At 63.2% G+C, this 22,424-nt stretch carries 22 protein-coding genes; 11 read left to right on the top strand and 11 right to left on the bottom strand.

The window, feature by feature from the left end; all coding sequences use genetic code 11:
* Positions 1–46: 46 nt before the first annotated feature.
* Both ACVOLI_RS06500 and ACVOLI_RS06495 read right to left on the bottom strand, forming a co-directional pair.
* Entirely contained in the window at positions 47–358 is a 312-nt protein-coding gene (locus ACVOLI_RS06500; RefSeq protein ID WP_481534001.1) for a hypothetical protein, read from the bottom strand.
* A 57-nt stretch (positions 359–415) separates the two neighbouring features.
* Positions 416–580: a hypothetical protein gene (locus ACVOLI_RS06495; RefSeq protein ID WP_481534000.1), complete on the bottom strand. Its 165-nt coding sequence runs from the start codon at positions 578–580 to the stop codon at positions 416–418.
* A gap of 32 nt (positions 581–612) precedes the next feature.
* Between ACVOLI_RS06495 and ACVOLI_RS06490 the strand changes: the two genes are divergently transcribed.
* The 3 genes from ACVOLI_RS06490 to ACVOLI_RS06480 all read left to right on the top strand — a co-directional run bounded on the left by ACVOLI_RS06490 (position 613) and on the right by ACVOLI_RS06480 (position 4,590).
* Entirely contained in the window at positions 613–807 is a 195-nt protein-coding gene (locus ACVOLI_RS06490; protein WP_481533999.1) for a hypothetical protein, read from the top strand.
* 126 nt (positions 808–933) lie between these two features.
* Positions 934–1,305: a DUF3693 domain-containing protein gene (locus ACVOLI_RS06485; protein ID WP_481533998.1), complete on the top strand. Its 372-nt coding sequence runs from the start codon at positions 934–936 to the stop codon at positions 1,303–1,305.
* A gap of 1,131 nt (positions 1,306–2,436) precedes the next feature.
* Entirely contained in the window at positions 2,437–4,590 is a 2,154-nt protein-coding gene (locus ACVOLI_RS06480; RefSeq protein WP_481533997.1) for a TonB-dependent siderophore receptor, read from the top strand.
* 145 nt (positions 4,591–4,735) lie between these two features.
* Here the strand turns inward: ACVOLI_RS06480 and ACVOLI_RS06475 are convergent, their stop codons facing one another.
* The 7 genes from ACVOLI_RS06475 to ACVOLI_RS06445 all read right to left on the bottom strand — a co-directional run bounded on the left by ACVOLI_RS06475 (position 4,736) and on the right by ACVOLI_RS06445 (position 12,575).
* Positions 4,736–5,473 carry a copper homeostasis protein CutC gene (locus ACVOLI_RS06475; RefSeq protein WP_481533996.1) on the bottom strand — a complete coding sequence of 246 codons (738 nt, stop codon included), beginning with the start codon at positions 5,471–5,473 and terminating at the stop codon, positions 4,736–4,738.
* Positions 5,470–6,477: a glycosylasparaginase gene (locus ACVOLI_RS06470; protein WP_481533995.1), complete on the bottom strand. Its 1,008-nt coding sequence runs from the start codon at positions 6,475–6,477 to the stop codon at positions 5,470–5,472. The genes ACVOLI_RS06475 and ACVOLI_RS06470 overlap by 4 nt, the downstream gene beginning before the upstream one ends.
* Before the next feature lie 22 nt (positions 6,478–6,499).
* The gene (locus ACVOLI_RS06465) at positions 6,500–7,540 is read right to left on the bottom strand and encodes a glucokinase (RefSeq protein ID WP_481533994.1); all 1,041 of its coding nucleotides are present in this window, start codon (positions 7,538–7,540) and stop codon (positions 6,500–6,502) included.
* An 89-nt stretch (positions 7,541–7,629) separates the two neighbouring features.
* Complete coding sequence (gene crcB / locus ACVOLI_RS06460) at positions 7,630–8,016, bottom strand: fluoride efflux transporter CrcB (RefSeq protein ID WP_296252342.1); 387 nt, start codon at positions 8,014–8,016, stop codon at positions 7,630–7,632.
* A 36-nt stretch (positions 8,017–8,052) separates the two neighbouring features.
* Positions 8,053–9,348: a replication-associated recombination protein A gene (locus tag ACVOLI_RS06455; protein WP_481533993.1), complete on the bottom strand. Its 1,296-nt coding sequence runs from the start codon at positions 9,346–9,348 to the stop codon at positions 8,053–8,055.
* A 125-nt stretch (positions 9,349–9,473) separates the two neighbouring features.
* Positions 9,474–10,112, bottom strand: a complete 639-nt coding sequence (gene lolA / locus ACVOLI_RS06450; RefSeq protein ID WP_282270466.1) for an outer membrane lipoprotein periplasmic chaperone LolA — start codon at positions 10,110–10,112, stop codon at positions 9,474–9,476.
* Between the two features lie 93 nt (positions 10,113–10,205).
* Positions 10,206–12,575, bottom strand: a complete 2,370-nt coding sequence (locus tag ACVOLI_RS06445; RefSeq protein WP_303746397.1) for a DNA translocase FtsK — start codon at positions 12,573–12,575, stop codon at positions 10,206–10,208.
* Positions 12,576–12,864: 289 nt separating this feature from the next.
* Here ACVOLI_RS06445 and trxB point away from each other — a divergent pair, with 289 nt between their 5' ends.
* The 5 genes from trxB (at position 12,865) to infA (ending at position 16,936) form a co-directional block, all read left to right on the top strand.
* Positions 12,865–13,833 carry a thioredoxin-disulfide reductase gene (gene trxB / locus ACVOLI_RS06440; protein WP_303746396.1) on the top strand — a complete coding sequence of 323 codons (969 nt, stop codon included), beginning with the start codon at positions 12,865–12,867 and terminating at the stop codon, positions 13,831–13,833.
* A 35-nt stretch (positions 13,834–13,868) separates the two neighbouring features.
* Positions 13,869–14,750 (top strand): metallophosphoesterase, encoded by an 882-nt coding sequence (locus tag ACVOLI_RS06435; protein ID WP_481533992.1) that lies wholly within the window; start codon positions 13,869–13,871, stop codon positions 14,748–14,750.
* The gene (locus ACVOLI_RS06430) at positions 14,747–15,889 is read left to right on the top strand and encodes a GNAT family N-acetyltransferase (RefSeq protein WP_481533991.1); all 1,143 of its coding nucleotides are present in this window, start codon (positions 14,747–14,749) and stop codon (positions 15,887–15,889) included. Before ACVOLI_RS06435 ends, ACVOLI_RS06430 begins: the two co-directional genes overlap by 4 nt.
* Positions 15,886–16,620: a leucyl/phenylalanyl-tRNA--protein transferase gene (gene aat / locus ACVOLI_RS06425; RefSeq protein ID WP_481533990.1), complete on the top strand. Its 735-nt coding sequence runs from the start codon at positions 15,886–15,888 to the stop codon at positions 16,618–16,620. The genes ACVOLI_RS06430 and aat overlap by 4 nt, the downstream gene beginning before the upstream one ends.
* A 97-nt stretch (positions 16,621–16,717) precedes the next feature.
* Entirely contained in the window at positions 16,718–16,936 is a 219-nt protein-coding gene (gene infA, locus ACVOLI_RS06420) for a translation initiation factor IF-1 (RefSeq protein ID WP_005409596.1), read from the top strand.
* Positions 16,937–17,333: 397 nt separating this feature from the next.
* Here infA and clpA read toward each other — a convergent pair whose 3' ends face one another.
* Both clpA and clpS read right to left on the bottom strand, forming a co-directional pair.
* Positions 17,334–19,613, bottom strand: a complete 2,280-nt coding sequence (clpA, locus tag ACVOLI_RS06415) for an ATP-dependent Clp protease ATP-binding subunit ClpA (protein WP_481533989.1) — start codon at positions 19,611–19,613, stop codon at positions 17,334–17,336.
* Between the two features lie 323 nt (positions 19,614–19,936).
* Positions 19,937–20,257, bottom strand: coding sequence for an ATP-dependent Clp protease adapter ClpS (gene clpS / locus ACVOLI_RS06410; RefSeq protein WP_282272346.1), 321 nt, complete (start codon positions 20,255–20,257; stop codon positions 19,937–19,939).
* 104 nt (positions 20,258–20,361) lie between these two features.
* Between clpS and ACVOLI_RS06405 the strand changes: the two genes are divergently transcribed.
* The 3 genes from ACVOLI_RS06405 to mnmA are packed head-to-tail and all read left to right on the top strand — an operon-like array spanning position 20,362 to position 22,423.
* Positions 20,362–20,838: a hypothetical protein gene (locus tag ACVOLI_RS06405; RefSeq protein WP_481533988.1), complete on the top strand. Its 477-nt coding sequence runs from the start codon at positions 20,362–20,364 to the stop codon at positions 20,836–20,838.
* A gap of 2 nt (positions 20,839–20,840) precedes the next feature.
* Complete coding sequence (locus ACVOLI_RS06400; protein WP_282272349.1) at positions 20,841–21,305, top strand: NUDIX hydrolase; 465 nt, start codon at positions 20,841–20,843, stop codon at positions 21,303–21,305.
* Positions 21,302–22,423 carry a tRNA 2-thiouridine(34) synthase MnmA gene (gene mnmA, locus ACVOLI_RS06395; protein ID WP_481533987.1) on the top strand — a complete coding sequence of 374 codons (1,122 nt, stop codon included), beginning with the start codon at positions 21,302–21,304 and terminating at the stop codon, positions 22,421–22,423. The genes ACVOLI_RS06400 and mnmA overlap by 4 nt, the downstream gene beginning before the upstream one ends.
* Position 22,424: the final 1 nt, after the last annotated feature.

Raw genomic sequence — 22,424 nt, 5'->3', positions numbered from 1 at the left:
TTCACTGACTCCCCTGTTAGACGAGGGGAGTCCCAAAGCTGCGACCTCATGCATAGCTGGAACCCTCCCCGCAGACCACGGTGCGGGTGTTGCCGAGGACAGCAACAACGCGATAGGAGCGACGGCCACGCAGCAGCGCATTCCACCAGCGAGCGCGGGCGACGGCCCATGCGTCATCCCGGCCATAGCGGCACTTGGGAAGCCATGGACCGTCACCAATGCGGTGTTCAATCTCGTAATTGGGTTGCGGCATGGCGCGAAGCGCTTCGACCTCGATGTCGAGGTGCGACGACGCGGGAAGCGGCTCGTAGAAGCGCGGATCTACGCGACGGATGCCGTAAGGGATGCGGTTAGCCACGGCGCGCCCACATCCAGAGGAGAAAGAACACGTAGAGCAAGACCGGAACGAGGAAGATCATGGGCCCACCTCCGCACGTGCCTGGGCAACTAGGCGAGCAGCGCGGTACGCGGAATCAACACGCGAATTCCGGCGACGAATCACCCAGCCGAACAGACGAGCCGTGCCGACCGAGAAGGCCAGCGATGAAGCGAACAATGCGATGACGGCAGCTGTGTGCATGCGAAACTCCGTGAACGACTACGGAGACCGAAATGGACCAGAACAGCCAAGCACTAATGCAGACGTTTGAAGGTGTGTTCTTTGCTATAGGGCAACTTGCCAAAACCCTCCCGAAAGAGACTCAGGCAGAACTCATTGCCAATCTACTAACGAAGACCAACGACCCAAACTGTCCAACCGGTACCCGATTAACCGTTAAAGCCATAGCTCAACGGATCGCTGAATGACCCTTCCATCCCCTTCCCTACCCGTGACCCGGCCCCCTGCGGGTACAGGGGGCGGGGTGTATGCGAACCCGCAGACACGAGGGTTGTATATTGATTCGCAGACACTTCGTCAACGGATTCGCATACGTGGAAACGACCAACGCACTGCTCGACCAGGCAAAGCAGGCAGGAAATTTCAATTCAGACAATGCGTTAGCTCAGCGCCTTGGCCTGACGCGTGCCGTTGTGAGCGCGTGGAGGCAGGGACGAAATCCGATCCCTGACGAAAGAATTGCGCAGCTTTGCGCGCTCGCGAAGATCGATGGACCGGAATGGCTTGCACGGGTCCACGCAGAAAGAGCGCAGTCCCCTGCGGAACGCGCTCTATGGTCAAAAATGCTTTTGCGGCTCGCAGCAGCAGCGATTTTCGTTGCGCCCTTGAGCGCTGGCGCCGCCGATAAATCCCTTGCAAATCAAGTTATTGCCGCTGAAAAAGTGCCCGGTATGTATATTATGTAAAAAAACAGGATGCGATGGGAGGCTCTCCGCGAGATCTGCAGCACTCGCGGAGAGCCCAGCTCTCAGATTTGTCCAGTTCCAGCTGAGGTCTCAACAGCGATTCGTCTTGCTGGTTTGGCTCAGAACCCTTCAATGGCTTGGCGCTGTCTATCTATGAGCTATGCCGTTTGGCTGACGGCTTCAGTGCAGCTGCCCCTAAGTCTGTCCCGCAGATCGACTTCACGACTTGTTCTCGTACCGGCATCTATCTGGTCGGCTTCATCAGCCTGGCTTGATCCTGTTGGTCAACGAAGCCAGAACTTGCATGGTTCGAGCTCAGGTGGCTGCAATCGTTCTGCGGCGGCTACCGCAACACAGGGCGACGGCCACAGCGCCAATGCAGCTGGATCTTGCGGCGTGCTCGCAGTTGTTCAAGCAATGGGCGCGCCGGCCCACGACGCGCCTTGCCGATCGCCGCTTATTTTAGTGTTTCGTCACTTAAATGAGCGGGTATGCCCTTTAACTACGCCGCTGGCAGCAATCACCGGTCTAATCGGCTTCTTGCAACTCGTGCCTGCATTCAACAAGCAATCGCAGACACTTACTTTGCCGACAACGTTGCCCGGCAAGCCTGGTTGTTGCCCTCATCATCGATCTAGGTGAACTGAAGTGACGGGTCTTGCTGCACGCAGGTGCGGAATCAGCGATGCGCGTGTCTGATTGCGGTGCCAGCAAGCCTTCGCTGGCGACCGCAACTGGCTGACCATTGCAGAGTGCGATCCCTGAAAGGGTTTTGTAGTAAGGCGTCGTATTGGCCGCAAACAGGTGCCCGTCCTCCAGCCGGAGTCTGAGCTTTGCGGCGGCCTGCCCCGCCCTGTTCCGGCTCAGCCCGAGCAAACCGCAACTGGGAGTCTTTAATTTAGTGATGGATCACTTTATTCGAGACAGGTACCGGACATGGAGCAGCACAAGTCCACTCTTCGGTAACGCAGATCCCCGCGATGTCGCTATTTCACCGCGTAGACGACGCTCCCCGTCACCTTTGTCAAATATTGCTATTGAGACTCGTTCGCAATAGGATCGCTGCCGTACTTCTGCTGGCAGGCCGCTACCGCCCTGCTCCAATCTACGTCCCTCGCCAAGGCCATCTCCTTGCTGCCTAGTCTTTCGCGCGTGCGTTTCCCGCGTCATTCCGCCCTGTTCGTCTGCCTCACCGCCGCCTGCCTGAACGTGCAGGCACAAACGGCAGAACCCGTTCCCGCCGCACAAGCTGCCAAGGACGCAACCGAGCTCGACACCGTTCGGGTCAAGGGCGAGCGCCTGGGCTTGAACCTCAACCTGGACGCCAGCGCGGGCGCGCTGGGCACCAAGCGGCTGCTCGACACGCCGTTCTCGGTAACCGTGGTGGAGCAGGAAGATATCGAGAAGCGCGGCGCAACCACGCTGGGCGACATCTTCATCAATGACCCATCGGTTTACGCAGCCGAGCCTTCGGCAACGACTGCCTGGTGGGGCACCCAGATCCGAGGCATCGGCGTCAGCAACCACTATGTGGATGGCGTGCCGATGCTGATGGAATGGGGCGGCGAGTACCCGCTCGAAGCCGTCGAATCCGTGCAGGCACTGAAGGGACTCGGGGGCTTCATGTATGGCTTTGGTTCGCCCGGCGGCATCATCAGCTACCGGACCAAACGGCCTACCAGCACGCCGATGCTCTCCGCCACAGTCGGCTGGCGCAACGACAGCGCCTGGTCTGCCCGCGTGGACGCCAGCACCCGCCTGAACGGGCCTGATTCGTTCGGTGTCCGCGTCAATCTGGCCAAGGACGGTGGCGACGCCTATAACGGCGCGGGCCTTGATCGCGAGTTGATTGCGATCGCAGTGGAGCAGCCGATCGGCGATTCGCTGGTGTGGCATGCCGAACTGCTGCGCGAGGACAACAAGCTCAAGTACGAGCCGATGTACTTCTACTGGGACAGCTACGAAGGCGATCGCCTGCCCCGCCCCACCTACGACTACGAGAACGTCCGCGTCCGCAACTCCTACTACCGTGCGAAGACCACCAATGCCACCACCGGCTTGCAGTGGCGTGTGAATGAGGATTGGAACGTGGACTTCACCGTTGGCGGCAGCCGGCGCGAGCACTACTCCAACAAGATGTTCGGCAACCTGCTCAATGAGGCAGGCGATTACGAGGGCAGCGTTTACAACTTCGGCGCCGATCTGCGCAGCAGCGTTGCCCAGGTACTGGTCACCGGCAGCGTTGAAACCGGTGCGATCCGCCATGAACTGGTGTTTGGCAGCGCGGTGCAGCGCAGTTGGGACCGCTGGAGCAATGAGTTTTACTGGAGCAACGACTTCTCGGGCAACCTCTACCAACGTCAGGATTTCATTTCCCACCATGTTCCGGATTTCAGTTTTGCGCCAGTGAGCTCGGATGAGCGGCAGAAGTCGGTGTTCGCCAGCGACACCCTGCACTTCGGCGAAAAATGGCAGGCAATACTTGGTGCACGCTATGTCGATTACGAACAACGCGACAAAGATGGCGACCCGACCGTGGATTCGCGCTACGCCACCTCGGCACTGACACCCACGCTTGCCTTGATCTACAAGCCGGTGGACGCGGTGTCGATCTACGGCAGCTACGTGGAGTCGCTGGAACCGGCGGGCCGCGTTGGCTTTGACAACGAGCCGCCGTATGCCAACGCCGGCCAGGTATTGGACGCCACAATCAGCAAGCAGTACGAGATCGGTGCCAAATACCAGAGCGGCAGGTTGGGCTTCACCACCGCCGCTTTCCGGGTAGAACGTAGCGCGCAGATCGACCAATGGCGTGATGGCCAGCTCTACCTGGTGCAGGACGGCCTCACCCTGTACCGCGGCTTTGAAGCCATCGCGAGCTACGGTGTAACCGACAGCCTGGATGTCGGCCTGGGAGCTTTGTGGCTGGACGCCAGCCTGGAAGATCTCTCGCCGGAGAACGCCGCATTGCGCGGCAATCGCCCAGCAGGCTCGGCGCCGCGTAGTTACGTCGGCAATTTCGAATACCGTCCTGCCCTGCTCAGCGGCTTCAGCCTGCACGGCACGGTCCGCTATTCCGGCGAGCAGTATTACGAAGACGCCAATCGCATCCTGATCCCGGGACGCACGATCACTGATGTTGGCTTCCAGTACCGCACCACGGTGGCAGGACGCGACGCGACGCTGACCGCCAACCTCAACAATGTGTTCAATCGCAAATACTGGAACCTGGACATGCTCGGCGAGGCTCGCAACGCATCCCTGGATCTGCGCATCGATTGGTAAGCAAAAACGCCGATGCCCACGTCTCCGTTGGCATCGCGCTCGGCCGTACCTGATTTGAAGTGCCAGCCACAAAGGTTCTAGAGGCGGCTACTCGCCGATTAAAGTGACTCGACACTTTAATCGACAAACATCAAGGAGCGCCGGATCAGCCCAGCTGATCCAGCGCCTCGCGCAAAGCGGCGACCGCGCTGCTTTCTGTTTGAATCCAATCGTTGTCCAAGCCCTGCAACCTGGGGTTCTGGTAACGCATGGCGGACCGCTGCCGCCCTTTGGCCGAGGCATGTAGCTGCACGCAACCAGTCTTCAAGGCGATCTCGGCGATGTTTTGGGCGCTGAGTCCCGCGCCAGCCATCAAGGCCAGGCGTGAGCCAGCCTGCTCTGCCAAGCTGGCCAGCACGGCGCTGCCTTCGGCGGCACTGCCGTGGCCACCTGAGCTGAGGATGCGTTTGATACCGAGATCTGCGATCTGCTCCAGCGCTGTTGGCAGATCACGGGCTGCGTCGAAGGCACGGTGGAACGTGATATCCATGGGCCCGGCTGCGCTGACCAGTTCACGACATAGCGGCATGTCGACTTCAGCGTCTGCACTCAAAGCGCCAATCACCACGCCATCGCAGCCCAGCTGCCGGCAATGCGCGATGTCGCGCAGCATGAGTTCCGCTTCCAGTGCGCCGTAGTGAAAGTCACCGGGGCGCGGTCGTATCAACACGAACAACGGAATCTGCAGGTAATCCCGCGCCACCGCAATACTGCCGGACGAAGGCGTGGTGCCGCCTTGCTCCAGGTTCTCGAACAGTTCGATGCGATTCGCCCCGCCCTGTTGCGCGGCCACGGCCGACATCGCCGAATTGCAGGCGATCTCCAACAGATAGCGCGAGCTCATGCCTGCGTGCTCGTGTACACCGACGCGGACTCAAGCAGCGCGTCCTGCCTGCTGCTATCGCAGACCGCATAGACGAAGCCCTTGTGCAGCGCATACGCGCCGACCTCGCCACTGCGGTTCATCGCCAGGAAGCAGACCTGCAAGGTGCGGCTCGCTTCCGGGCGTTTGCGGACAACGCGCTGGATGGCCTCGCGGCAGGCTTCTGCCGGTGAGCGACCTTGTCGCATCAATTCAACCACCAGGAACGAAGCCGCATTGCGGATCATTTCCTCGCCCATGCCGGACGCCGTGGCGGCGCCGACTTCGTTGTCCACGTACAGGCCGGCGCCAATGATCGGGCTGTCGCCAACGCGGCCGTGCATCTTGAAGGCCATGCCGCTGGTGGTGCAGGCGCCGGCCATCTGTCCGCTGGCATCGATGGCGATCATACCCAGCGTGTCGTGGTTGTCCTTGTCACCGGGAATACCACGGCGCTCGGCGTTGATCTGCGGCGCGTAGTGCTCGGTCTTCAGCCACTCGCGCCATGCCTTCTCCGCTTCCGGGGTGAGCAGGTTCTGTCGTTCGAAACCTTGTTGCACGGCGAACTGCTGAGCCCCCTCGCCCACCAGCATGACGTGTGGGGTCTTCTCCATCACCGCGCGGGCAACAGAGATCGGGTGCAGGATGTCGACCAATGCAGCCACCGATCCGCAACGCCCATCGCCAGCCATGATGCTGGCGTCGAGGCTGAGCACGCCATCGCGATCCGGATTGCCGCAGCGGCCGACAGTGGGATTGCAGAGTTCGCTTTCCGCCCAGCGGGCGCCGGCTTCAACCGCATCCAGTGCGCTGCCGCCCGCAGCCAATACCTTCCATGCAGCCTGGTTCGCACCTACGCCGAAGTCCCAGGTTGAGACCACGCGCGCGCCGTTGGCGGCCACCGGCGATGCCAGCAGCCCCGGCGCCGCACTGCCCAACATGCCAATAAGCGCGGACGACTGCAGGAACTGTCTGCGGGTACTCATGCCTGGGTTCTCCTGGGTGGTGTCAGCGTGCTGCGAGTTTATCCACGTGCCAAGCCAAGGCACCGAGTACACCGAGCTCACCATGTTCCACACGCCAGACCGGCACGTGCCGCAGCGCCTGCGACAAGCGGTCTTTTGCAAGGAAGCGTTGCTGGAAGCCACCGGCATGCAGCGGGCCGCTCAAATGACCGGTGATGCCGCCGGTGAGGTAAACCGCACGCGCGCCAAAGGTCAGTGCGAGGTCGCCGGCCAGACTGCCCAGCCACGCACAGAACACCTCGATGCTTTCCGTCGCCAGCGCATCAGTGCCGCTGTGGGCTGCCGCCACCAGATCGGCGGGGCTGAGCCAATGCGGCGTGCTGCCGCGCAGTTCGCACAGGCTGGTGTAAAGCGTGATCAAGCCCGGACCGGACAGGATCCGTTCGTTGTCGATATGCGTGTACTGCCGCGACAGCAGGCGCAATACGTCCTGCTCCAACTCAGTGGAACCCGCCAGCGCCGCGTGCCCTGCTTCACTGGCGAGCACCGAGGGATCTCCGCCTGGCAGATAGACCGCGACGCCCAGGCCAGTGCCGGGGCCGAGCACTACGGCCGGACCTGGGGCTACCCGCGTGGGATCACCGCAGATCAGATGCAGCGCGTCGGCTTCGGCATGTGCCATCGCCTGTGCGACAGCGACGAAATCGTTGATCAACTCCAGCGTTTGCAAGCCGGAATCGCGGCGGGTTGCCGCCAACGACACCGGCCAGGCCAGGTTGGTGTTGAGCAGGGTGTCGCCATCAAGCACGCCAGCAATGGCGACAACGGCATGTGCGATCGGTGGCGCGTCGGTTTCGCGCGCCAGCCAGTCGGCGTAGTCGCGCAGGATCGCGGCAAGACTGGGATGTTCGGCGCAGGTGTACTTGCGGAACCCCTGCACGCTCAACGCACCGTTGGCATCCAGCCGGGTCCAGCCAAGACGTGCATAGGTGCCGCCGACATCCGCGCCGATGATGGCGCTCCCCGATTCAGAATCCTGGATTGCTTCGCTGCGGGCCGCGTCATCCAACGCCGGTCTGCTCATTCGTGTGTCCGCTTTTGCTGCATATCCAGGAAACGCTCAATTTGTGGTGGGCGCATGATGCGGTATCGACTGCGGCATTGAAAGCGGGCTCAAGTCAGGTGCCGCAGGGCACGCCAGGTCCACCAGCCCAGAGCGGTCATCGACAACGAGCCGCCCAGGTGCAAGCCAATGGTGACCAGTCCCCAGCCCAGCTGCTGGCGCTGCAACAGGTAAACCACTTCGGCCGAAAAGGTCGAGAACGTGGTCAGGCCACCCAGCAGCCCGGTGACCATGAACAGCCGCCACTGCGGTGACAGTTCGGGCCGGCTGGCGAAGAATGCCAGCGCCAGCCCGATGACGTAGCCACCGAGCAGGTTGGCGGTCAAGGTCCCCAGCGGCACGGTGTTGTGCAGCGGGTTCAACCAAAGACTCAGCCCGTAGCGCAGCCAGGCACCGAGTGCCGCGCCAATACCGATGGCCAGGAAGGACTGCCACATGGATTCACGCTCCAGGCACGGGTTGGCGGATGGCGGTCATTTGCGCTGCGCGCGGGCCTGCTCGCGGGCGGTGCGCAGGCGATCCAGCTTGTCTTTCAGCTTGATCTCCAGGCCGCGCTCCACCGGCTTGTAATAGACCTGTTCGCCCATGTCGTCCGGGAACGCGGTCTGGTCCAGCGCGATGCCGCCCTCGACATCGTGGTCGTACTGGTAACCCTGACCGTAGCCCAGCGTCTTCATCAGACGCGTGGGTGCGTTGCGCAGGTGCATCGGCACCGGCTGGGTGCCGTACTTGGCGATGTCGGCACGGGCCGCGTGCAGGGACATGTAGGCCGCGTTGGATTTGGCGGTGCTGGCCAGGTAGACGACCAGGTTGGACAGGGCGATATCGCCTTCCGGGGCGCCGATGCGGTCATAGGCGTTCCAGACATTGATCGCCATTTCCAGCGCACGTGGATCTGCCAGGCCGACGTCTTCCACCGCCATGATGGTCAGCCGGCGCAGCAGGTAAGACGGATCGCAGCCACCATCGAGCATGCGCGCCAACCAGTAGATGGCGCCGTCCGGGTTTGAGCTGCGTACCGATTTGTGCAGTGCTGAGATCTGGTCGTAGAACTGCTCGCCGTTCTTGTCGAAGCGGCGTGTACGGTCGGCCAGTACCTGCAACAGGGTTTCCGGGGTGATCTCACCGCCCTCGCCCGCTGCCAGTTCGGCGGCGATTTCAAGCAGGGTCAGGGCGCGGCGCACATCACCGTCGGCGGCACGGGCGATTTCCAGCAACGACTCGGCCGAGACCGCGATGTCCTGCTCGCCCAGCCCGCGCTCCTTGTCGTCCAAGGCGCGCTGCAGCGCTTCCACAACATCCTCGGGCGACACCGACTCCAGCACGTGCACGCGGCAGCGCGACAGCAATGCCGAGTTCAACTCGAACGAGGGATTCTCGGTGGTCGCACCGACAAAAATGATCGTGCCGCGCTCGATGTGCGGCAGGAAGGCATCCTGTTGTGCCTTGTTGAACCTGTGCACTTCGTCGACGAACAGCACGGTGCGGCGACCGTCGGCGAAACGATGTGCGGCCTCGGCCAGCACCTGGCGGACATCCGGCAGGCCAGACAGCACTGCCGATATCGCCTTGAACTCGGCATCGGCGTATTGCGCCAGCAACAAGGCCAGGGTGGTCTTGCCGCAGCCCGGCGGGCCCCACAGGATCATCGAATGCACGCGGCCGGACTCAACAGCGCGGCGCAACGCCGTGTTGGGTGCCAGCAAGCGCTTCTGGCCAACCATCTCGTCCAGTGCACGCGGGCGCATGCGCTCGGCGAGCGGGCGCATATTGTCCCGGTCCGCTGTCAGCAGGTCGGCGGGAGCTTCATCAAGAAAGATATTTCGGGATCTGGCCACGCCTGCATTCTAGCAGCGTGGCCGCCCTGCCCTGGTCTCAAAAGCCCGGCTTGGGTTCAGCGTTCGCCGACGACGTCGACGTCCTTGCCAGGCACGAAACGGAAGGTGCCCGCAGCGAAGCTCGGGTTCTTCTTCCAGCCGCTGAAGGTGATGATGGTGCGCTGGCCCACCGCGTCGGTCAGTTCCATCCGCGACAGCGCGCCACCGGCGAAGCCCAGTGCGGCGACATCGAAGCTGGCCTGGGTATCACGCTTGGGGGTGAGCGACAGCCACTGCATGCCGTCACGCGGCGCAGCCTCTTCGCTGATGTCGTACTGCTGTTCCAGCAGCGCGGGGTTGATTAGCGCGGTGAGCGGATTGTTCTGCTCCTCGGTGCCCTGCGGGCTGACCCGGGCCTGCTCCAGGTCCGGCTCATAGACCCACAGCTTGCTGCCGTCGGCAATGATCAGCTGCGGATGCGGACGGGTGTATTCCCAGCGGAACTGGCGTGGTGCCGACAGCGCGACACGGCCGCTGGAGGATTCCTTGACCCGGCCACGCTGATCCACCACCTGCTGCGCAAACTGGCCATCAAGGCCGCGCAGGCCGCTGGTGAAGGACTTCAGGTCGTCGCGGGCGCCGGCATGGGCATCCGCAGCAAGGCCGGCACAAGCCAGGGCAACAGCAAGAACGGAGTGGCGCAGGAATGCAGTCATGGCGGCTTGGGATAGTTGTGTCGTTGGTGAGGCAGAGTCTGCCTCTTGCAAACTGAATGGGCGGCAATCAATCGCTGAATGCCGCCCTTTCGTTCAGTGCTTGGGTGGCGGCGGCGCCAGCACGGTGCGATCGCCATTGTGCTCGGGCGCGGTGACCACGCCGGCCGCTTCCATTGCCTCGATCAGGCGCGCGGCACGGTTGTAGCCGATCTTCAGGCGACGCTGCACGCCAGAAATGGAAGCGCGGCGGGTTTCGGTGACGATGCGCAGGGCTTCGTCGTAGAGCGGATCGGACTCGTCACCGCCGCTGCTACTGCTCTCCGGCAGACCGTTGGCGCCGACCACCACGCCATCGCCCATGGTCTGCACTTCGTCCAGCACGCCCTCGATGTAATCGGTGGGGCCGCTGGCCTTCAGGTGCTCGACCACGCGGTGCACTTCTTCGTCGGAGACGAAGGCGCCGTGCACGCGGTCCGGCATGGCGGTGCCCGGCGGCAGGTACAGCATGTCGCCGTTGCCCAGCAGCGCTTCCGCGCCGGACTGGTCGAGGATGGTGCGCGAATCGATCTTGGAGCTGACCTGGAAGGCGATACGGGTCGGGATATTGGCCTTGATCAGACCGGTGATCACGTCCACCGACGGGCGCTGCGTGGCCAGGATCAGATGGATGCCGGCCGCACGTGCCTTCTGCGCCAGGCGTGCGATCAGTTCTTCGACCTTCTTGCCGACGATCATCATCATGTCGGCGAATTCGTCGATGAAGATGACGATGAAGGGCAGCGGTTCGAGCGGACGCGGGGCCTCGCCCATCTCCGGGTTGGGCTTGAACAACGGGTCCATCATCGGCTGGCCAGCGTCGATGGCGTCCTTCACCTTCTTGTTGAAGCCGGCCAGGTTACGCACGCCGACCGCGCTCATCAGCTTGTAGCGGCGCTCCATTTCGGCCACGCACCAGCGCAGGCCGTTGCCGGCCTCCTTCATGTCGGTGACCACCGGCGCCAGCAGATGCGGGATGCCCTGGTAGACGCTGAGCTCCAGCATCTTCGGGTCGATCATCAGCATGCGCAGGTCTTTCGGGCTGGCCTTGTACAGCAGGCTCAGCACCATCGCGTTGACCGCAACGGACTTGCCCGAGCCGGTGGTACCGGCCACCAGAAGGTGCGGCATGCGCGCCAGGTCGGCCACGCTGGGGCGGCCGGCGATGTCCTTGCCCAGAGCGAGGGTCAGCACGCTGGCCGACTTGTCGTATTCCTTGGAGCGCAGCAGCTCGGACAGGAAGATCATCTCGCGGGTGACGTTGGGGATTTCCAGGCCGATCACCGACTTGCCCGGAATCACGTCAACCACACGCACCGACTTGACCGACAGGCCGCGGGCGATGTCCTTGTCCAGCGAACTGATCTGGCTGACCTTGATGCCCGGCGCCGGTTCAATCTCGAAACGGGTGATCACCGGGCCCGGATAGGCGCCGACGACCTGCGCATCGATGCGGAAGTCCTTGAGCTTGAACTCGATCTGCCGCGACAGGGTTTCCAGCGTCTGTTCGTCGTAGCCCTTGGCCTGCGGCTTGGGGTCGTCGAGCAGGGCCAGCGGCGGGATGTCCGAGCCGTCGCCATTGACGCCCTGGAACATCGGAATCTGCGTCTCGCGCTTGGCGCGGTCACTCTTCTCGATCACCGGTGCCGGGCGCGGCTCGATCTTCACCGGCTCGCGCTTGGCGCGTACCTCGGCGTCGACCTTGCGCACTTCCTCGCGCTCCTCGCGCAGCACGCGGGTCTGCTGCCACTCGCTGGCCTGCTCTTTCTTCTTGTTGAGCATCGGGCCGAGCGCCAGCACCCACTTGCCGATCTTCTCCATCACCGCGAACCACGACAGCCCGGTGGCCAGGGTGATCGAGGTCAGCAGCAGGACCAGCAGGAACAGGTTGCTACCCACCGGGCCAAAACCAGTCTGCAGCGACTTGCCGACCAGCACGCCCAGACCACCGCCTGCGCGGGCAACATCACCCGGCGGCAGACGCAGGTACAGGAAACCGGTAGCACCAATCAGGAAACCGACGATGCCGACCAGACGCAGCGCCGGGCCCAGGTCATCCTGGCCGCGCTCATCGGTCTTCTTCAGCCCGAACATGGCGATCCATGCGACCGCCGCCAGCATCAGCGGGATCAGGTAGGCCACATAGCCGAACAACTGGCGCAGTACATCGGCAATCCATGCGCCGACCTTGCCGCCCATGTTGTGCACGGGCGCAACCACCGAGCCCGACTGTGACCAGCCCGGATCGGTAGGCGAATACGTGAACAGACTGGCGAGCAGATACAGCAACGCCGGCGCGATCGCGATCAACGCAAGGTCACGCCACAGTTTTTGACGACGCGGATTGTCTGCTGCTGCAGCCGCCGACTTGCGCGCTTCAGCGGCAGCCTTGGGGCTCTTGTCGCGTTCCGGGACCTGTTTCGCCACCTTTGACCAGACCTTAAAAATGCACGGTTAGTGATTGATATTAAACGACAGATCGTCGGGTTTCACCCAATTACAGCGCACTGCGGTACTGCTGACAGACAGAAAACGTCAAAAAGCCGCCAGACGGAGGCGGCGGCAATGCGGGAAACCGCGGAGTTGTATCCAACGGGCCGCGCAGTTCCATTCACGTGCCTTGATTCACCGGGGTCAGACCGCCACTCTATTGGCTTGCCCGGACAGTTGCGGAATGCCGCGTTCGGGCCACCAATCCTGACTTTCGCGAGTATACATGAGCACTTCCAGCCTCCCGACCAAGCACTCCCGCCTGTTGATCCTCGGCTCCGGCCCCGCCGGCTGGACCTCTGCGGTCTATGGCGCACGCGCAAACCTGAAGCCGCTGGTCGTTACCGGCCTGCAGCAGGGTGGCCAGCTGATGACCACCACCGAGGTCGACAACTGGCCGGGCGATGCGCATGGCCTGATGGGTCCGGACCTGATGGCGCGCATGCAGGCGCATGCCGAGCGCTTCGAAACCGAAGTGGTGTTCGACCACATCCATACCGCCGACCTGTCCAAGCGCCCGTTCACCCTGACCGGTGACAACGCCCAGTACACCGCCGATGCGCTGATCATCGCCACCGGCGCCACTGCCAAATACCTGGGCATTCCGTCCGAGGAAGCCTTCAAGGGCCGCGGCGTGTCTGCCTGCGCCACCTGTGACGGCTTCTTCTACCGCGACCAGGACGTAGTCGTGGTCGGCGGCGGCAACACTGCCGTTGAGGAAGCCCTGTACCTGTCCAACATCGCCCGCAAGGTCTATCTGGTCCACCGCCGCGACACCTTGAAGGCGGAAAAGATCATGCAGGACAAGCTGTTCGCCAAGGTCGCCGCCGGCAAGATCGAAACCGTGTGGCACCACCAGGTCGACGAAGTGCTGGGCAATGACGCTGGCGTCACCGGCGTGCGCGTCAAGTCCACTCTGGACGGCAGCACCCGCGATATCGAAGCCCACGGCTTCTTCGTCGCCATCGGCCACCAGCCCAACACTGAGCTGTTCACCGGCCAGCTGGCAATGAACAACGGCTACCTGGAAATCCGTTCCGGCCTGGGCGGCAACGCCACCATGACCTCGGTCGAAGGCGTCTTCGCCGCCGGCGACGTTGCCGACCAGCACTACCGCCAGGCCATCACCTCGGCCGGCTTCGGCTGCATGGCCGCACTGGACGCCGAGCGCTTCCTGGACGAAAAGGGCGCCTGAGCGCCCCACCCGGCCAGCCCGCCATGGACAAGCTGATGATCAAGCAGCTGCTGTTCCATGGCAGCTGGCTGGTCTTTCCTGTCATCGCCTGGCTGCTGTGGCGCTGGCGCAAACGGCAGCACCGCGCAGCCACCGTGGTGCTACTGCTCGGTTGCAGCGTGTTCGCCTGGGCACGCTTCATCGAGCCGCAGATGATCGTGATCAGGCACACCACGCTGGAAGGTACCGGCACCGCGACACGTCTCGCTCTGGTCAGTGACATCCACCTGGGCGTCTACAAGGATCGGCGCTTCCTTGAGCGGTTGGTCGAGCGCATCAACGATCAGGATGTCCACGCGGTGGCGATCGCCGGCGACCTGACCTACGAGCCACAAGGCCTGTCGCTGCAGGAGCTGTTCGCACCGCTGGCGGACCTGCGCGCGCCCGCGTTTGTGGTACTCGGCAACCACGACCAGCAAAAGCCCGGCCCAGACATCGACAAACCCTTGCGTGCCGCTCTCGCCGCGCACGGCATGAACGTCATCGAAGGACGTTTGCTCAGGGACGCCGATGGTGTGGATTGGGCGGGCCTCGGCGATCGCTGGGCAGGGCGGGATGACGCGCGCTTCCTGCTCGGAGGCGAAGCACTGCTTGGACCCACGATCATTCTTGCCCATAACCCCGACAGCGCCATGCAGGTGTGCGCCGGCAATGTGGCCGTGGTGCTCGCCGGGCATACGCATGGCGGGCAGATCCGCATCCCCTGGCTGTACCGCAAGGTCATTCCGAGCGCTTATGGCTTCGATCGCGGTGAGCAGGTCATGCAGGGCGCCTGCGGTCCGATACGTGTTTTCACCACCAGCGGTAGCGGAGAGATCGGCCTGCCATTGCGCCTGTTCAACCCACCCGTCATCGACGTACTGACGCTGGAACCATGAACCTGCCTTTGCAACTTCGCGTCCTCCCCAGCCTTGCAGCGTTGTGCGCCGCGCAGTGGGATGGCCTGCATGACGGCAGCAACCCCTTCATCAGCCACGCCTTTCTCAGTGGACTGGAGCAGCATGGCTGCCTGCGCCCGGAATGGGGCTGGCAGGCCCAGCACCTGAGCCTGTGGCGCGACGATGAACTAATCGCCGCCGCACCGGGTTACCTGAAGCAGAATTCGCACGGTGAGTTCGTGTTCGATCATGCCTGGGCCAATGCATATGCCCGCCACGGTCTGGAATATTTCCCGAAATGGCTGTGTGGTGTGCCCTACTCTCCGGTCACCGGGCCGCGTTTACTGGCCCATTACGACGCTGATCGGCAGGCATTGATCGAGGCCATCGTGCGCCATGTGCAGGACAACGACCTGTCGTCCGCACACATCAATTTCCATCTCGCCGATGAAGACCCATTGTTCGGCGCGCAATGGCTGCAGCGCGATGACGTGCAGTTCCAGTGGCGCCGCCAGCCGGACTGGAAGAACTTCGATGACTTCATCGGCGCGATGGATCACAAGCGGCGCAAGAACATCCGCCAGGAGCGCGCCAAGGTTGTCCGCGCCGGCATCAGCTTCGTCGTGCGCCACGGCGATGAGGCCAGCGCGGACGAGTTGCGCGCCATGCACGGCTTCTACCTGCAGACTTTTGCCGAGTACGGCAACGCGCCGGCGCTGACTTTGGCGTTCCTGCGCCACATGGCCGAGCAGATGCCGCGTCAGCTGGTGTTGTTCCTGGCGATCCAGGATGGCGAGCCGATTGCAGGCGCGCTGTGCTTGCGTGGCGCCGATACGCTGTACGGGCGCTACTGGGGCGGCGCCACCCTGCCCGGCCTGCACTTCGAGACCTGCTATTACCAAGGCATCGAATATTGCCTGCGCGAAGGCCTGCAGCGCTTCGAGCCCGGCGCGCAGGGCGAGCACAAGCTGGCGCGCGGCTTTCTTCCGACACAGGTTCGCAGCCACCATTGGCTGGCCCATCCGCAGTTCCGCGAGGCGGCACGCGACTGGTGCGGCCACGAGCGCGAGGATGTCGCGACCTATGCCGCAGACCTGATGCGCCATTCGCCCTTCAAGCAGGAAGATCCATCGCAATGAGCAACAAAGGTCCGTTCCTGCTGGACAGCGCCAGCGATGCGCCGTTCCCGCCCGCCGAGCTGGCCTTGCGGGAGCCTGATGGCCTGCTTGCCGTCGGTGGCGACCTCAGCCCGGTGCGGCTGCTCAATGCCTATGCCGGCGGCATCTTTCCATGGTTTTCCGAGGGCCAACCGCTGCTGTGGTGGTCACCGGACCCACGCATGGTGTTCCGCACCGATCAGGTCCACCTGTCCTCGCGCTTCCGGCGCGGGCTGCGCAACAGCAACTGGACGATCCGCGCTGATACAGCGTTTTCCGAGGTCATGCAGGCCTGCGCCTTGGCCCCGCGCCCCGGCCAGGATGGCACCTGGATCACCGCCGACATGCACCAGGCCTATGTCGCCCTGCACCAGCTCGGCTACGCGCATTCGGTGGAAGTGTTCGACGACGAAGCGCTGGTGGGTGGCATTTACGGCGTCGCCATCGGCCAGATGTTCTACGGCGAAAGCATGTTCAGTGGCCGCAGCGGCGGCTCGAAGGTCGCACTCGCTGCCCTGGCCAGCACCCTGGCCGAGTGGGGCTGGCCATTGATGGACGCGCAGGTGGAAAACCCGCACCTGCTGCGGATGGGTGCGGAGCACCTGCCCCGCGCAGTGTTTCTGGAAAGCGTGCGCCAACTGGTACAGCAACCCAGCGACGCTGGCAGCTGGACGCCCAGATTCGGCGAACTGGCCGCCTCGGCGTTGGCTTGAATGCCGGTACTTAACGCAAACTTTGCATCCTTGGCCGCGACAGCGTAAAATGCCCGCCCTTAGGCCAATGGCCGTCCGCAGAACCGCACAGGACTACATGTCGAAAGACGACTCCATCGAGTTCGAAGGCACCGTCAGCGAGACGTTGCCGAACACCACGTTCCGTGTTCGCTTGGAAAATGGGCATGAAATCATCGCCCACATTTCCGGCCGCATGCGCAAGAACTACATCCGCATCCTGACCGGTGACCGCGTCAAGGTTGAGATGACGCCGTACGACCTGACCAAGGGCCGTATCACCTACCGCATGAAGTAATGCGGTAAGTCGAGCGTGAGCAGAAAGCCAGCCTTAGCGCTGGCTTTTTCGCGTGGCCAGGATTCCCCGTAGTGCCGAGCCATGCGCGGCAGGGGCGTTACCAGCAATGCCCCACCCCCCGTAGTGACGAGCCATGCTCGGCAGGAGCGTTACCGGTAACGCTCCTGCCGAGCATGGCTCGTCACTACGGGGGGTGGGGCATTGCTGGTAATGCCCCATGCCGAGCATGGCTCGGCACTACAGAGGCAACGAAGCCCCCCCCCCAACCCTCCCCTGCGCCTGCGGCACAAGGGAGGGACCAGAGCAAAAGAAAAACCCCGCATCGTTGGATGCGGGGTTTTGTTTGCGTCGAAACAATCCTGGCTTCGCGGCTTACGCCGTTCCCACAGGAGCTGGCTTACACCGTTGCCGGCAACAGATGCTCCGGCTCGGACTCGGTTTCCACGATCAGCTCGCCGTCGCGGACATCGATGCTGACCTTGCCGCCGTTCAACAACTTGCCGAACAGCAGTTCGTCGGCCAGGGGGCGCTTCACCTTGTCCTGGATCACGCGGTACATCGGACGCGCGCCCATGTCGGCGTCGAAGCCGTGATGGGCCAGCCATTCGCGGGCAGCCGGCGTGGCCGACAACGAAACATGCTTGTCCTGCAGCAACATTTCCAGTTCGATCAGGAACTTGTCCACGACCCGCAGGATGTGCTCGAAGCCCAGCGGCTGGAACTGCACCACGGCATCCAGGCGGTTGCGGAACTCCGGGGTGAAGCTCTTGCGGATCACTTCCATCGCATCGGTTGCATGGTTCTGCTTGGTGAAGCCGATCGAGCGACGCGCTGCCTGGGTTGCGCCAGCATTGGTGGTCATCACCAGGACCACATTCTTGAAGTTCGCTTCGCGACCATTGGTGTCGGTAAGCACGCCACGATCCATGACCTGCAACAGGATGTTGAAGATGTCCGGATGCGCCTTCTCCACCTCGTCCAGCAGCAGCACGCAGTGCGGCGTCTTGACGATTTTCTCGGTCAGCAGACCGCCCTGGTCGAAGCCGACGTAGCCCGGAGGCGCACCGATCAGGCGGCTGACCGAATGCGGCTCCATGTACTCGGACATGTCAAAGCGCACCAGCTCGATACCCAGCTGCAACGCCAGCTGACGGGTCACCTCGGTCTTGCCAACGCCGGTGGGGCCGGCGAACAGGAAGTTGCCGATCGGCTTGTCCGGACTGGCGAGGCCGGAACGTGACAGCTTGATCGCCGAAGCCAGCGATTCGATGCCCTGGTCCTGGCCAAAGATCACCATCTTCAGGTTGCGCTCCAGATGCTGCAGCACATCCTTGTCGGTCGCCGTAACCTGCTTGGCCGGAATCCGTGCCATCTTGGCGACGATCGCTTCGATCTCCTCGATGTCGATGCGCTCCTTGCGCTGGCCTTCCGGCAACAGGCGTTGGCGCGCACCGGCCTCGTCGATCACATCGATGGCCTTGTCCGGCAACAGGCGATCCGCAATGTGCTTGACCGACAGGTCCACCGCCGCCTGCAATGCATCGTCGGCATAGGTCACACTGTGGTGCGCCTCGTATTTCGGCCGCAGGCCCTTGAGGATCTCGAAGGTCTCGCCGATGGTCGGCTCGACGATGTCGATCTTCTGGAAGCGCCGCGCCAGGGCACGATCCTTCTCGAAGATGCCACGGTATTCCTGGAACGTGGTTGAGCCGATGCAGCGCAGCTCACCGGAGGCAAGCGCCGGCTTGATCAGGTTGGACGCATCCATGGTGCCACCCGACGCCGAACCGGCACCGATGATGGTGTGGATTTCGTCGATGAACAGCACCGAGTTGGGAATCTTCTTCAGCGCGGTGATCACGCCCTTCAGGCGCTTCTCGAAGTCGCCGCGGTACTTGGTGCCAGCCACCAGCGCGCCCAGATCCAGCGAATAGATCACCGCATCGGCAAGCACGTCCGGCACCTCACCATCGACGATGCGCTTGGCCAGGCCTTCGGCGATGGCGGTCTTGCCGACGCCGGCCTCGCCGACATACAACGGGTTGTTCTTGCGGCGGCGGCACAGCACCTGGATGGTACGCTCGATCTCGTCGCGGCGCCCAACCAGCGGATCGATCCGCCCAGCCTTGGCCTGTTCGTTGAGATTGCTGGCGAACTCGGCCAGGGAATCGCCCTTGCCTTCCCCCTCACTGCCTTCGGTCCTGCCCTCACCTTCCAGCGGGGAAGACATTTCCGGGTCATCGCCACTCTTGCCCACGCCGTGGGACAGGTAATTGACCACATCCAGGCGGGTCACGTCCTGCTGGTTGAGGTAATAGACCGCGTGCGACTCCTTCTCGCCGAAGATGGCGACCAGCACATTGGCACCGGTGACCTCCTTCTTGCCGGAGGACTGTACGTGGTACACGGCCCGCTGCAGCACCCGCTGGAAGCCCAGGGTCGGCTGCGTATCCCGGCCGTCATCCTCGGCCAGCAACGAGACCGAGGCATTGATCGCCTTCGCCAGCTCGCGACCCAGGCGCTCCAGGTCCGCGCCGCAGGCTTTGAGAACCGCCTGCGCCGAAGCATTCTCCAACAACGCCAACAGTAGATGTTCAACCGTCATGTACTCATGACGGGCTTCTCGGGCGCGCTTGTAGCACTGACCAATGGTCTGCTCGAGGTCTTTACTGAACATAAGGCACTCCGGTTGCGGTTGGAGACAATATGCGGCCTGACGACGATTTTTCCAGCACCGTAATGACGAAGATGTAGACGCCGGGCCGGCAGGCACGGCAAATCGCCCGCCTCCGTGAATCCTGCATTCACTTTCGACGCAGGAACAGGGGCTTGGATCGGGATTGTGTGTCTCGCGCGAAACGGATCGTTCCGCCAGCCCGGACTGCCTCACCCGGGCATACCGGCAGTTCTACAGCAGGTAAGTGTCCGCTGCGCCGCCGATGCTGATAACCCTGCCGCATGGGGAGAAAGCCAAGCGCTGGATCGGCGCCCAAGGCAGGCTCAGGCCCGCTCCATCGTGCACATCAGTGGGTGCTGGTTCATCCGCGAGAACTCATTGACCTGGGCAACCTTGGTCTCGGCGACTTCCCGGGTATACACACCGCAGATGCCACGGCCGCGGGTATGGACGTGCAGCATCACCTGGGTGGCCTTGTCCATGTCCATCGAGAAAAAGCTCTGCAGGACAGTCACCACGAAGTCCATCGGGGTGTAATCGTCGTTCAGCAGCATCACCTGGTACTGCGGCGGGGGCGCAACCTCGGGCTTGCCGGGAGCTACCAGCAGGCCGTGTTCGCTGTCGTGTTGGGTCTTCTGGGACATCTGGCGATTATAGCCGTTCCAGTTGGCTGTCTTTTGACCATTGGACGTCTGCCCCCTCGCCCCCGCACAATTTACCGGCTAACCATCCATTCCTTGGGGAAAACATGAAGAAGTCCGTACTCAGCATCGCCCTGCTGACCTTGGCCACCGCCACCGCTGGAACCGCTTTTGCCGGCGAACCGGACCGTGCGGTCGGTCGCCTGCTTGATACCCTCAAGTACAAGTACGAGGTAGACAGCGACGGTGACTACCAGCTGGTCTTTGAAATGGACGATGACCGTACCCAGCTGGTGTTCGTGCGCTCCAACGTCGAAACCTATGGCAGCCACCACGTGCGCGAAATCTGGTCGCCGGGCTACAAGTCCGAAGGTCCGCAGTTCCCGGCACTGGTCGCCAACCGCCTGCTGGAGGATTCCAACGACTCCAAGCTCGGCGGCTGGGTGAAGCAGGGCGAGGTGGCCATGTTCGTGGTGAAGATTGACGCCGATGCCAGCGCGGAAGTGATTTCCGATGCCATCGACGCCGCCGCCAAGAGCGCCGATGCGATCGAGCTGGAAATGACGTCCAAGGACGAGTACTGAGCGTGAATGCATTGCAGTCCCAGCGATGGGCGCCACATGTGACCGTGGCCACCGTGGTCTCCCGCGCAGGGCAACTGCTGCTGGTGGAAGAAGAAAAGAACGGCCGGCGGGTATTGAACCAGCCGGCCGGCCATCTCGAGCCAGGCGAAAGCCTGCTCGAGGCGGCCGTGCGTGAAACCCGCGAAGAGACCGGTTGGGACGTGCACCTGACCGGCTTCATCGGCAGCTATCAATGGACGGCCGCCGACGGCACGCCGTTCCTGCGCTTTGCCTTCTCCGCCGAACCGCTGCAGCACCACCCGCAGCAGGCGCTGGACACTGGCATCGTGCAGGCGCTGTGGATGAGCCCGGTAGCCCTGCAGGCCGATATGGCGCGGCTGCGCAGCCCGCTGGTCTGGCATACGATTTCCGACTGGCTGGCCGGGCAGCGCTACCCGCTTTCGATTGTGCGACAGGTGGCACCGTGAGCAATCCCAACATCGTGGTGGGCGTCTCCGGCGGCGTGGACTCGTCGGTGGCAGCACTTACCCTGGTCCAGCAAGGCCTGGATGTCGCCGGTCTGTTCATGCAGAACTGGGCCGACGATGGCAGCGGCCATTGCCGTGCCGAGGATGATCGCCGCGACGCCGTGGCGGTCTGCGGCCGGCTCGACATCCCGTTCCACTTCCGCGATTTCTCCAGCGAATACTGGCGGGGTGTGTTCGAGCATTTCCTGGCCGAATATGCGGCTGGCCGCACGCCCAACCCGGATGTGCTGTGCAACCGCGAGGTCAAGTTCAAGCACTTCCTGGACGCCGCGCGCGAGCTGGGCGCCGAGCGCATCGCCACCGGCCACTACGCCCAGGTCGACCACTCCGGCGGCCGCTGGCGCCTGCTGCGCGGTGCCGATCGTGGCAAGGACCAGAGCTATTTCCTGCACCAGCTGGGCCAGACCCAGCTGGCAGCCACCCTGTTCCCGATCGGGCACATGGAGAAGAGCGAGCTGCGCCGCATCGCCCGTGACGCTGGCCTGCCCACGCATGCCAAGAAGGATTCGACGGGCATCTGCTTCATCGGCGAACGCGATTTCCGTGAGTTCCTTGGCCAGTACCTGCCGGCCCGCGAGGGCGAGATCCACGACCCCGATGGCCAGGTGATCGCCCGTCACCCCGGCGTGTTCTATTTCACCCTTGGCCAGCGCGAGGGCCTGAATATCGGCGGCGTGCGTGGGCGCCCGGCCGCGCCGTGGTTCGTGGTCGGCAAGGACGTAGCCCGCAATATCCTGTACGTCGACCAGGGCCATGACAGCCCCTGGCTGCAGTCCAACTGGCTGCGCAGCGAGGCCATGCACTGGATTGCAGGTGCCCCGCCCGCGCGCGAGTTCGAGTGCACCGCGCAGACCCGCTACCGCCAACCCGACGAAGCCTGCACCGTGAAGGTGCGTGATGACGGTACGCTGGACGTGCATTTCGCGCGCCCGCAACGCGCCGTCACCCCCGGCCAATCACTGGTGCTGTACGACGGCATGGAATGCCTGGGCGGCGCGGTGATCGCCGCCACCGATGCACCCCTGGAGCGCCGTTTGGCCGCCCCTGTTTCCCCTTGAG

Source organism: Stenotrophomonas sp. STEN029 (genome assembly GCF_056760015.1).
Note: the sequence above shows the minus strand (reverse complement) of the source record. Positions and strands in the feature narration are given on the sequence as shown.